At 33.8% G+C, this 12,275-nt stretch carries 11 protein-coding genes and 1 rRNA gene; 7 read left to right on the top strand and 5 right to left on the bottom strand.

Annotated features, from left to right (window positions below; genetic code table 11):
• A 16S ribosomal RNA gene (locus tag BM383_RS17150) occupies nucleotides 1-132 on the bottom strand; the annotation flags it as partial.
• 599 nt (nucleotides 133-731) lie between these two features.
• On the bottom strand, nucleotides 732-1,370 hold the full coding sequence (locus BM383_RS17145; RefSeq protein WP_245766615.1) for a DUF4294 domain-containing protein: 639 nt from the start codon (nucleotides 1,368-1,370) through the stop codon (nucleotides 732-734).
• Between the two features lie 153 nt (nucleotides 1,371-1,523).
• Here BM383_RS17145 and BM383_RS17140 point away from each other — a divergent pair, with 153 nt between their 5' ends.
• From BM383_RS17140 to BM383_RS17110, 7 genes are all read left to right on the top strand, one after another.
• Complete coding sequence (locus tag BM383_RS17140) at nucleotides 1,524-2,612, top strand: M42 family metallopeptidase (protein ID WP_093026375.1); 1,089 nt, start codon at nucleotides 1,524-1,526, stop codon at nucleotides 2,610-2,612.
• A 9-nt stretch (nucleotides 2,613-2,621) separates the two neighbouring features.
• Nucleotides 2,622-3,173 (top strand): NUDIX hydrolase, encoded by a 552-nt coding sequence (locus BM383_RS17135; protein ID WP_093026374.1) that lies wholly within the window; start codon nucleotides 2,622-2,624, stop codon nucleotides 3,171-3,173.
• 39 nt (nucleotides 3,174-3,212) lie between these two features.
• Nucleotides 3,213-5,132, top strand: coding sequence for a DUF294 nucleotidyltransferase-like domain-containing protein (locus BM383_RS17130; protein ID WP_093026373.1), 1,920 nt, complete (start codon nucleotides 3,213-3,215; stop codon nucleotides 5,130-5,132).
• Nucleotides 5,132-5,797, top strand: a complete 666-nt coding sequence (locus BM383_RS17125) for a 3'-5' exonuclease (RefSeq protein WP_093026372.1) — start codon at nucleotides 5,132-5,134, stop codon at nucleotides 5,795-5,797. The genes BM383_RS17130 and BM383_RS17125 overlap by 1 nt, the downstream gene beginning before the upstream one ends.
• 88 nt (nucleotides 5,798-5,885) lie before the next feature.
• Nucleotides 5,886-6,374: an acyl-CoA carboxylase biotin carboxyl carrier protein subunit gene (locus BM383_RS17120; RefSeq protein ID WP_093026371.1), complete on the top strand. Its 489-nt coding sequence runs from the start codon at nucleotides 5,886-5,888 to the stop codon at nucleotides 6,372-6,374.
• Between the two features lie 3 nt (nucleotides 6,375-6,377).
• Nucleotides 6,378-7,817 (top strand): acetyl-CoA carboxylase biotin carboxylase subunit, encoded by a 1,440-nt coding sequence (accC, locus tag BM383_RS17115; protein ID WP_093026370.1) that lies wholly within the window; start codon nucleotides 6,378-6,380, stop codon nucleotides 7,815-7,817.
• 7 nt (nucleotides 7,818-7,824) lie between these two features.
• Entirely contained in the window at nucleotides 7,825-9,366 is a 1,542-nt protein-coding gene (locus BM383_RS17110) for an acyl-CoA carboxylase subunit beta (protein WP_093026369.1), read from the top strand.
• Nucleotides 9,367-9,401: 35 nt separating this feature from the next.
• Here the strand turns inward: BM383_RS17110 and BM383_RS17105 are convergent, their stop codons facing one another.
• The 3 genes from BM383_RS17105 to BM383_RS17095 all read right to left on the bottom strand — a co-directional run bounded on the left by BM383_RS17105 (nucleotide 9,402) and on the right by BM383_RS17095 (nucleotide 12,182).
• Complete coding sequence (locus BM383_RS17105; RefSeq protein ID WP_093026368.1) at nucleotides 9,402-9,758, bottom strand: hypothetical protein; 357 nt, start codon at nucleotides 9,756-9,758, stop codon at nucleotides 9,402-9,404.
• Between the two features lie 385 nt (nucleotides 9,759-10,143).
• A complete protein-coding gene (locus BM383_RS17100) occupies nucleotides 10,144-11,577 on the bottom strand; it encodes a hypothetical protein (RefSeq protein WP_093026367.1) in 1,434 nt (477 codons plus the stop codon).
• Nucleotides 11,578-11,603: 26 nt separating this feature from the next.
• Nucleotides 11,604-12,182, bottom strand: a complete 579-nt coding sequence (locus BM383_RS17095; protein ID WP_143106458.1) for a hypothetical protein — start codon at nucleotides 12,180-12,182, stop codon at nucleotides 11,604-11,606.
• Nucleotides 12,183-12,275: the final 93 nt, after the last annotated feature.

Genomic DNA, 12,275 nt, shown 5'->3' with positions numbered 1-12,275 from the left:
TAAGGTAGATTGCATACGCGTTACGCACCCGTGCGCCGGTCTCAAAATAGCAAGCTATTTCTACCCCTCGACTTGCATGTGTTAGGCCTGCCGCTAGCGTTCATCCTGAGCCAGGATCAAACTCTTCATCGTTAAATCTTAAATAATTTTTAACTATATGAAGCGCATAAACTCTTTATACTCAAAATGGATTTGCTTAAATCTTTGATTTTAAATCTCTTTAAAATCGTGCTGTTAACAATATTTTCAATGAACTTGATTTCTTTATCTTTACCTTCTCTCCGAAAGCGGATGCAAATATAAGAAGTTTATTTTATAAACTCCAAAACTTTTTTGAAGTTTTTTTTTGGTTTTTTTTCAACCCTAAAATGAATTAAAAAAATCACAAACCCTTATCTCACCTGTATTTTAAAGAACTCGCCTTGTTTCTTAAAGCGGGTGCAAAAGTAGATGTTATTTCTAAACTAACAAACTTTTTTAAAGTTTTTTTTAGTTTCTTTTTTCAAGACCTAAACCCTAAAAAAACCACAACACCAACTCTTCAATGAACACCACTTTTCTTCCAAAGCGGGTGCAAATATAAAACCTTTTTAAACCTAATTACAAACATTGAAATGAATTTTTTGGAAATATTTTTCAGGAAAAACCTGAGCATCTCAAATCCAACAAATTATCAAATCAAAAAAGGACAATAAATTTAAACTTTTTAAATTAAATGGACAATTAAAAGATCATTTTCTCCATTTTTCTATAAGATCCGCATAGCTTAAATTAAAGGCTGGCTCTTGTTTTTCGAGAGTTTTTGCGGCAAATGCTCTTTGAAGAATGTCTTCTATTATAAAATCATTCTCATTTTTAAATGGCTCATACTCCTCTTTTAGGGAAAGATCGAACATACTTGCCGTAGTGTTATACCAAAAAGCCTTCCAACCACTTCTATATTCTTTGATTAGATCAAAAGCTGTTTCCCCAGTTTGTCTATGAATCAGTTTTATTAAAATTTGACCTTCTGTTCGGGTCATTTTCTTTAACTCTTCCGTAAACTCGTCTTCTATATATTCCTGCATACGCTTTATATATCGCTTCTTCACTCTTTTCTTTGAAATGGTATCTAAAATTTTATTCATAGTCAACAACCTTTCAGAAGCCAGTTTAGCATATGGGTATACTTTATGTACTTTCCTCCTTAATATATAATAATCGACCTTCTTTGCATACGACTTAAACTTCAATTTATCAAAAATGATTACTTCATCTAAGGCGAACGTTGGACCATAATCATTATCTACATCTGGTGAGTCTACTATTTGTGTTGAATCAATTACCTCTTCCCCTTCTTCCTGAGCAAAGATGATTAAAGATGACAGCATACATATATATATAATGAGTTTTTGCATTTCTAATAATCTATTTATAAATCCTAAAATTGTAGTCAAAAACGATACCGAAAGTACTAAAACATTCAGTATCTTCGCTTGTACTGCAAAAATCAGTCATAGAAATACTAATTTAAAACAGAATTGATGGCAAAAAAAAGCATCCTTACAAAAAAATCATTGGATTTTTTAGAACGTTATTTGAACAACGCTTCTCCGACAGGATATGAATGGGAAGGACAAAAATTATGGATGGAGTATTTAAAACCGTATGTGGATACATTTATTACCGATACTTATGGAACTGCAGTAGGAGTAATTAATCCAGACGCTCCTTATAAAGTGGTTATCGAAGGGCATTCTGACGAAATTTCATGGTACGTAAACTATATTACTGACAACGGATTATTATATGTAATTAGAAATGGTGGTAGCGACCATCAAATAGCACCTTCAAAATGGGTAGACATCCACACCAAAAATGGAATTGTAAAAGGTGTTTTTGGTTGGCCAGCAATTCATACCAGAAAAAATGGAAAAGAAGATACTCCTAAACTAGATAACATCTTTATTGATATAGGAGCAAAAAATAAAGAGGAAGTAGAAGAAATGGGCGTGCATGTAGGTTGTGTGATTACTTACCCAGATACTTTCCAAATTTTAAATAAAGATAAATTTGTTTGTAGAGCTATAGACAACAGAGCTGGAGGCTTTATGATTGCTGAAGTAGCAAGATTATTAAAAGAAAATAAAAAAGAATTACCATTTGGACTCTACATTACCAATTCTGTTCAAGAAGAAATTGGTTTACGCGGTGCTGAAATGATTACTCAAACTATCAAACCAAATGTTGCCATAGTAACCGATGTTTGTCATGACACCACAACTCCAATGATTAACAAAATTACTGAAGGCTTAACAGAAATGGGAAAAGGTCCAGTAATTTCCTATGCTCCTGCAGTTCAAAATAAATTAAGAGAACGTATTATTGAAACAGCTGAATCAAATAAAATTCCGTTTCAAAGAATGGCCGCTTCTCGTTTTACAGGTACAGACACAGATGCTTTTGCATACAGTAATGGCGGCGTTGCTTCTGCATTGATTTCGCTCCCATTAAGATACATGCATACAACTGTGGAAATGGTTCATAAAGATGATGTAGAAAATGTTATCAAATTAATTTATGAAACACTTCTAACTATTAAAGAAGGAGAAACTTTTAGTTATTTTGACTAACATATCATAATGGAAGAATTTGTAGACATATTAGATGTGCATGGAAATTATACCGGTAAAACCTGTAGCAAAGCACATGCGCATCTAAATGGCTACTTCCACCCTACTGCCCATATATGGTTTTATACTAAAAATGGAGAAATTCTAATTCAGAAAAGAGCTTACAACAAAGATACATTTCCTGGACTTTGGGATATTTCTGTTGCAGGACATATTTCTGCTGGCGAATCCTTGGAAACTGGAGCTCTCAGAGAAATTCAAGAAGAAATAGGATTACATATACATAAAGAAGAATTGCGCAAAATAGGTGTTTTTAAAAAAGAGCATCAATTTTCTGAAAAATTCATAGACGCTGAATTCAATCATATTTATATCGCCGAACTGAAAGTTTCATTTGAAAGCCTTTCGCGCCAAATTGAAGAGGTTGAAGCTCTTAAGTTATTTCCTATTAAGGAATTTGAAACTATTATCAATTCTAATGATTATCAAGAATTCGTTCCTCACCCAAAAACCTATTATCTGCACGTAATAAATCATTTGAAAGAGGCTATAAATAGTTAAAATTTCATTATTTTAGAAAGCTTCAATAAGTTGAGCTTTATGAAAAATACTATTGCAGATCGCGTATACGACTTTCTAAAAAAATATCCTCCCTTTGATATTATAAATAAGGAAGATCTTGTTTCCATAGCCGAAAATGTAATCATTGTCTATCTGGAAAAAGGAAAAGTTCTTTTTAAAAACGATGACACCAAGCATGATCATTTTTATTTGGTGAAAGAAGGTGGCGTGGTTTTAAAAAAAAATGAACTAGCCGATGCCGAAATTATAGATATTTGTGATGAAGGTGATGTTTTTGGTCTTCGTCCTTTGATTACCAATGACAGCTATATGATGACTGCCATTGCCGAAGAAGAAGCGTTGGTCTATGGAATTCCAATTGATGTTTTTAAACCTATAATAGAAAAAGAACACAACGTTGGGCTATACCTAATAGAAAGTTTTACTTCTAAAACAAAAAATCCGTTTTCTAAAAAATTTGCGCAAGATTTCTATCAAGATTCACCAGCCAATTTGAAATCGGAAGATTTAGAAGAACTTCAAACCATTAAATATTCTAAAGATCCTATTTGTATATCCATGGACGATTTGGCAATTAAAGCTGCCAATAGAATGACAGATTATAAGGTAAGCAGTTTGATAGTGGTTGATGAAAATAAACTTCCTATAGGAATGGTTACTGATAAAGATTTTAGGAAAAAGGTAGTAACGGGTCTTTACAGTTCCAAAGTTCCTGTAAAGGAAATCATGAATTTTCCGGTAAACACCTATAAAAAGAATCTAACCGTTACCGAAGCCCAATTGGCATTAGTCCAAAATCAAAGCGGACATCTTGTAATTACTGAAGATGGAACAGACCAAACCAAAGCCATTGGTATTTTAACGAATCATGATATTGTAGTTTCTCAAGGTAATAGTGCTTCCGGATTAATGAAGGCAATTAGAAGAGCAAAACAACCCAAAGAACTCAGAAAAATTCGCCAACAGATTGCTCAATTATTAAAAGGATACTTTTTCCAGAGTATTCCGTTGCATATTATTACCCAAATTATTCACGAACTTACAGAAGCCATTAACATCCGTGCCATAGAAATTGCCCTTCAGAAAATGCCACAACGTCCGCCAGTTAAGTTTGCTTGGCTCAGCCTTGGAAGTCACGGTAGAAAAGAGCAACTTCTGGTTACAGATCAGGACAACGCCTTGGTTTTTGAAGATGTTCCAGAGGAAAAATATGAAAGTGTGAAAAAATATTTTACAATACTTTCAAATCGAGTGAATACAATTCTTAATAAAGTTGGATACGAATTTTGTCCGGCAGACATGATGGCTAGAAATCCTAAATGGTGTCAAAGTTTAACCGAATGGAAAACGCAATTTAGTCATTGGATTCACAACGTAGAAACTGAAGATATTTTGTACAGTTCCATATTTTTTGATTTTAATAGGACTTATGGCGATAAAGAATTGGTTCAAGAACTAGCCCACAGCATTTTTTCTGCTACCGATTACAACCCAATGTTTTTCACGTTAATGAGCAGAAGTGCTTTACAAAACCCTTCACCTTTAGGTTTTTTCAAGCAATTTTTAGTAGAACAGGACGGAGAGCATAAAGATCTATTTGACATCAAAGCGCGCGCATTAATGCCACTGACGGATATGGCAAGAATTTTAATTCTTTCTCACAAAGTAAAATCAATAAACAACACTGCAGAACGCTATGAAAAACTGGCAGAACTAGAACCTAATAACAAAGATTTTTATTTAGCCTGTTCGTACGCTGCCAAATCTTTGATTAAATTTAGAACAAAACATGGATTAATTCATCATGATAGTGGACGCTACATAAAGCTCAACGAACTTACCAAAGAAGAAAAAATGAAACTCAAACGCTGTTTCAAAACCATTAGCGAATTACAAGAAATTATCAAATTACGCTTCAAAGTCACTCAATTATTATAATGTTTAATTGGTTTCAAAAAAAGAAAATTGAATATCCGCAGTTTTGGATAGATTATAAATCACATTTTCAGGAAGAAGATCTTAAAATTCCTTTGAAAGATGTCACTTTTGTTGTACTAGATACCGAAACAACAGGATTTAGTTATGAAGATGATAGAATGTTATGTATTGGTGCAATTAAAGCCAAAGAAAATATTATAGATCTTAAATCATCCTTTGAAATCTACATAAAACAAGAAGCTTTTAATCCAGAAAGTGTGGAAATTCATGGTCTTATGAAAAATCATAATTACGAAACAGTTTCCGAAATTGACGCCCTAAAAATGTTTTTAGCCTATGTGGAAAATGCCATTATTGTAGCACATCACACAAATTTTGATATCACAATGATCAATAAAGCGTTGGAGCGAAATGGTTTACCACTTTTATTAAATAGAACACTAGACACCGCTTATCTTTTCAAGAAAACCAAAGCCATAAACACACTTTTGAAAAATGACAGAGGCTATTCTTTAGATGAAGTCTGCAAAGAATTAAATATACCTATAAAAGATAGACATACAGCTGCCGGAGATGCCATGCTAACGGCTCAGGCATTTTTAAAAACACTGGCACGATTAAACTTCAAACAAAATTCTACTCTAAAATCACTATTAAGAAAGTAATCTATACAATTTCCGCATTATTTTTTTTTGTAATTCAAAAATGATTGGACATAATAATTAACTTTATAGCAATAAACCATTGATTATTATGAGTATTAATTACAAAACCACCGTAAATGGTGAGTTCGAATTTTCTTTATCTACAAAAGATATTGAAGAAATAGATACAATTTCTAAACAGAATGAAAGTATTCATTTGCTTTACAACCATACTTCCTATCAGATTAAAATTACCGAAAAAGATTTCTTTAAAAAATCATACAACGTTAGCGTAAACGGAAATATGTATTCAGTTCATATTGAAGATGACTTAGATCAACTCATCCAAGAGCTAGGTTTTGATCTTGGTTTAGCACAACACGTGAATGATATTAAAGCTCCAATGCCCGGACTTATTTTAGATGTTCACGTAAAACCTGGTGATGAAGTTTCAGAAAATGATCCATTACTTATTCTGGAAGCCATGAAAATGGAAAATGTAATCACTTCACCAAGAGCAGGAATTATAAAAAGTGTAGCCATTACAACAGGTAATGCTGTTGATAAAAATACACTATTAATTGAATTTGAATCATAAGCTATGAAAAAAATATTAGTTGCCAATCGCGGCGAAATTGCCTTACGAGTAATGCAAACTGCAAAAAAAATGGGCATCAAGACCGTTGCCATTTTTTCGGAAGCAGATAGAAATGCTCCACATGTATCGTATGCAGATGAAGCTGTATGTATTGGTCCGCCACCATCCAATCAATCCTATTTGTTAGCTGATAAAATTATTGAGATCGCAAAACAATTAAATGTAGATGGTATACATCCTGGTTATGGTTTTTTGAGTGAAAATGCTTCATTCTCCAAAAAAGTAACTGAAAATGGAATTACATTCATAGGTCCAAAACCACATGCCATTGAAGTAATGGGGAGTAAACTTGCCGCTAAAGAAACTGTAAAAGCCTATGATATTCCTATGGTTCCAGGAATAGAAGAAGCCATTACCGATGTCACGAAGGCAAAAGAAATAGCTAATGAAATTGGCTATCCTATTCTTATCAAAGCTTCTGCCGGTGGTGGAGGAAAAGGGATGCGAGTTGTTAATAATGCGGAAGATTTACCATCACAGATGGAACGAGCCATTAGTGAAGCTACTTCTGCATTTGGTGATGGATCTGTTTTTATAGAAAAATATGTTAGTTCTCCAAGGCATATAGAAATTCAAGTAATGGCGGACACTCATGGAAATATTGTTCACTTGTTTGAGAGAGAATGTAGTGTTCAACGACGTCACCAAAAAGTGGTTGAAGAAGCTCCATCATCTGTTTTAACTCCAGAACTACGAGAAAAAATGGGTAATGCCGCAGTTCGGGTTGCTAGATCCTGTGACTATGTAGGCGCAGGAACAGTAGAGTTTTTACTAGATGATCAACATAACTTTTACTTTTTAGAGATGAATACACGTCTACAAGTGGAACATCCTGTAACTGAATTAATCACCGGTTTAGACTTGGTAGAATTACAAATAAGAGTTGCCCGTGGGGAAATGCTGCCTGTAAAACAAGAAGATTTAGCCATCAACGGTCATGCACTGGAATTAAGAGTATATGCCGAAGATCCGTTAAATGATTTTTTACCAAGTGTTGGAAATCTAGAGGAATATCAAGTTCCAACTGGTGTAGGCGTTAGAGTTGATAACGGTTTTGAACAAGGTATGGATGTTCCTATTTATTATGATCCTATGCTTTCCAAATTAATTGCTTACGGAAAAACAAGAGAAGAAGCTAGCGGAATTATGCTAAAAGCAATTGAAGATTATAAAATTGCTGGAGTAGAAACAACGCTTCCGTTTGGGAAATTCGTTTTCGAACATGAAGCATTCAGATCTGGAAATTTTGATACTCACTTTGTGAAAAAATATTATCAACCAGAAAACTTGAAAGAAGAAACTGCTAAAGAAGCTAAAATTGCAGCATATATAGCGTTAAAGCAATATTTAAAAGATCAAAAAATACTCCGTTTACCAAACTAAAAACATCATGAAAGAAAAAATAGATATTCTTAACGATAAAAAACAACAAGCACTTCTTGGTGGTGGTGAAGCTAGAATTCAAAAACAGCATGAGAAGAAAAAATTAACGGCAAGAGAAAGGATTCAGTATTTCTTAGATGAAGGTTCGTTTGAAGAAATTGGTATGCTTGTAACACACAGAACTACCGATTTTGGTATGGAAAAAGAACAATACTATGGAGATGGTGTTATTACAGGATACGGAACCGTAAACGGACGACCTCTCTATATTTTTGCTCAAGATTTCACTGTTTTTGGAGGAGCCTTATCCGAAACGCATGCTGAAAAAATTTGTAAAGTGATGGATCTTGCCGTTAAAGCAGGAACTCCAATGATTGGTTTGAACGATTCCGGTGGAGCAAGAATACAGGAAGGTGTAAAATCTTTAGGAGGTTATGCCGATATTTTTTATCGCAATGTTCAATCTTCTGGAGTCATTCCACAAATTTCAGCAATTATGGGACCTTGTGCCGGTGGTGCTGTTTACTCTCCTGCCATGACAGATTTCACCATGATGGTAAAAGATACTAGTTACATGTTTGTTACCGGACCAAACGTGGTCAAAACTGTTACCAACGAGAATGTAACTTCTGAAGAATTGGGTGGAGCTAGTGCACACGCTACCAAATCAGGTGTAGCGCATATAACCTCCGATAATGATGTAGCTTGTTTAGAAGATTTAAAACAATTACTCAGCTATCTTCCGCAAAATAACAAAGAAAAAGCTCCAAAAATACCATATGAATTATCAGATGAAACCAGAGAAGAACTAAAGGAAATTATACCCGATAACGCAAACAAACCATATGACATGCACAGCGTTATCAAAGGAATAATTGACTCGGATTCCTTCTTTGAAATTCATAAGGACCATGCAGAAAATATTATTGTAGGTTTTGCAAGATTGGGAGGAAGAAGTATTGGTATTATTGCCAATCAGCCTATGTTTTTAGCAGGTGTACTTGATGTTAATAGTTCCAAAAAAGCAGCAAGATTCACTAGATTTTGTGACGCCTTTAATATTCCGCTATTAGTACTAGTTGATGTTCCTGGTTTTCTACCTGGAACAGATCAAGAGTGGAACGGAATTATTGTACACGGAGCCAAACTTCTGTACGCTTTAAGTGAAGCAACCGTTCCTAGAATTACCGTAATTACTAGAAAAGCGTATGGCGGAGCCTATGATGTAATGAATTCTAAACACATTGGCGCAGATTTTAACTTTGCATGGCCGAGCGCAGAAATTGCCGTGATGGGAGCCAAAGGTGCCAGTGAAATTATTTTTAGAAAAGAAATTAAAAATGCCGATGATCAGGCTGCTAAGCTAGCTGAAAAAGAAGCGGAATATGCTGAAAAATTTGCTACTCCATACAGAGCCGCACAAAGAGGTTTTATTGATGAAATCATTCTTCCAGAGAATACTAGAAGAAAACTTTTGAGAGCTTTTAGTATTTTAGAACATAAAGAAGTGGTAAAACCAGATAGAAAACACGGTAACATTCCATTATAAGACAAAAAAAATCTCCTCAAAATTAGGAGATTTTTTTATTTAGTTCTTTCAATTTTAATTCTTCTTCTTAAAAAAAGAAAAAGCAATAACATCACTGCAACTGCAATATATAAATCTTTCCACAATGCCTTTAAATAAAATGGCAACTGAAATGTATAGGTTTTAAGTTCTGAATCTTCATTAAAAGCAGCATCTACAGTGAACTTGTTCTTACTAAGTACTTTCACCTCAGAATTGAATGGTGTTTTGTAAATGATACTTTCTATTCTTGACTTAGAATGCGTATTTCCTTTTTCTAGTTCATAAGTAAAGCTACCTAAGTGCTCTACAAGAAAGAGAAAAATCAATCCTAATAAAAAAGACAACAATAAAATCAAGAGTATTTTCTTCATAACAGTAATGTATAAAATAGTAAAAGGCTTCAAATATATTGAAACCTTTTACATCGCGCTAAAGTATTACTTAAAAACAAAGTAATAAAACCTCTATATCAAAAAAGAATAATTGTCTGTTATAAGTATGCAACCAATGATTTCAGATTTTTGTAAAAATCTGAAATCAAAAGAAACATTATGCTTGCGATAAAAATATGTGTTTTCGAAAAAAAGTGAGTGTAAAAAAACTACCACTCTTAAGAAGAAAAATCAATGAATTTGGGGAAAACATGATTATAAATTATTTGGGTTAATTACTGTATCAAATATAAGTGTTAAAATCTTACAAATAATAAAAACGTATAAAAATATCGACCAACAACATATTTAACCGATAAACTATTTATTGAAAATAACTTCTAATATTTCTATTTACCGGAATCATATTTATTGGTGATTCTACTTCTGGCCAAGTACCATCGGCATTTGCACATTGGTCGTAATCTGTAACCACCGTACAACTAGCACAGGTTCCAAAAGTTACAGTACTATCCATATCACTAACAGTGCCAAAGCAACCTGCTTGTGTTGAAGACCCGTTATTATTTAAAAAGTTTAAGTTTCCTTTTAAAACAGCCGGCCCATTAGAGGTTCCATACATTACAAACTGCCCATAATTAGTAGAAGTTGAATGGGTTGGCTGATTACTAGAACCCGGACCATATAATTTTACATCATATACAGCACTACTAGTAAACTCAACATACCCCTCGTTATAGAAGATTCCTCCACTACCCATGGTAATACCTTGTAAAGACATGGTACTATAATTTTCTATACTTCCGGTAGATGCAAAAGCCACAGAACTTTGCACTACCGTCATATCACCTGTATTAATAATAGTACCCTGCAAGTTAGCCCAGTTTTGACTCATATGTAGTGTTCCACAATTAGAGAAAAAACTCCCCACAGTATCATCATAATTAGCATGCGTACTCATATCTCCTTCATTCTTCATATGCAAGGTAGGGTCTGTAGAATACAAACCATTACAGCTAAATGTCCCGTAATTCTCAAACTTGTTAGGCCCATTAGAACCATAGGTCATATTGGAAGTCATCACTAACTCACCATCTCCATAATTATACAACTCTAATTTTGTACTCTGGCTATTCATTTCACCACTAATGGTTAATTTCCCTGTATTATTAACAATATTAGTACCACTATTGGATCCAATATTAAAGTTACCTCCAATGCTTAATTCACCAGAATTGGTTAAATTTAACAAACAACCACCAACAGATAAATCACTATAATATAAGGTTATGCTTCCTTCATTAACAATATTGGCAATATCAGTATCACTCAATAAAAACTGTTTACAAGCAATTGTTCCTCCTGATGAAACATTAATATCTAATGTATCCCCATTAAAATCAAAATCTTGCCATTGAGAGTTATTCGTTCCTGTAAACACTCCTCCATTAAAAATATTTAATGTAGGACTAAAAGGAATTGCATTAGGAGCATATAACTTACCCGAAACATTAAAAGTAACTGCATTGGAAGATTGATTACCCGTTGAAGCCCAACCATTACCACAAGCCAAAACAGCACCTGAAGGAATACAAATAGTCACATTATTTCCGAATGTAACAGTGTAATTAAAAGTAACGGTACCGCTTATGCAATACGTTTTATTAGGTAAAAAAGTGTAATAATCGGCATTATTAGCAGAAGTTAATGTAATATCCGCTCCTGTACAATCGGTACATTGTGCCTGCCCTACCCAAACGGTAAATATCACTAATAATAAGCTTAAAATCTTTTTCATAAACTAAATACTATTTTAAGCTAAAACTACTTAACTACCAATACAACATTGATGTACGACCATTCCGAAGCGCTACCAACTACAGTATACGTTAATTGACCTGTACTTGTTATAGATAACGAATCCGGATCAATAACTTCAGAATCAATAGCAGTCACATAATATTCTAAGTCGCTTGCTTCGAAGTACGGAATACTTCCACTTGCACCACTACTTGCGGCAATTGGTGTGTTAAATTGTGATTTATATGCCGAATATAAATCTACGGTTTTAACCCCGTTTGAAGAAACATCTAAATTAATACTAGGCATGTAAAAGAATCTCGTTGCAGCTTCTGTTTTTAAGCACATCCAATCTGGAGCAGCAGCAGTACCCACATTTTGACTTAAACAGTGATAATCGGTATTAAAAATCAATAATCCCGGTGCAGGATTAGCAATAGCATCTCTTTGAGTGGAAGTCATTCTAGGAATTAATAATCCAGCTTCTGTACTTTGAATATCCAATGCGGATGAAGAATTTGGGTTGGTTGTTCCAATACCCACTTGGGCTGTCATAACATTGCAGCATGCAATGAAAATAATAAGTAGAATAAATTTTTTCATGATGTAGGGAAATTTTTTCGATTGTAAATATACCCTACTACAATAGACTACAATAACATTGGAGAATTAAATCGTTTAAGCGAGGATAAAATC

Origin of the sequence: Pustulibacterium marinum (genome assembly GCF_900116665.1) — a bacterium.
GTDB classification, from domain to species: domain Bacteria; phylum Bacteroidota; class Bacteroidia; order Flavobacteriales; family Flavobacteriaceae; genus Pustulibacterium; species Pustulibacterium marinum.
Note: the sequence above shows the minus strand (reverse complement) of the source record. Positions and strands in the feature narration are given on the sequence as shown.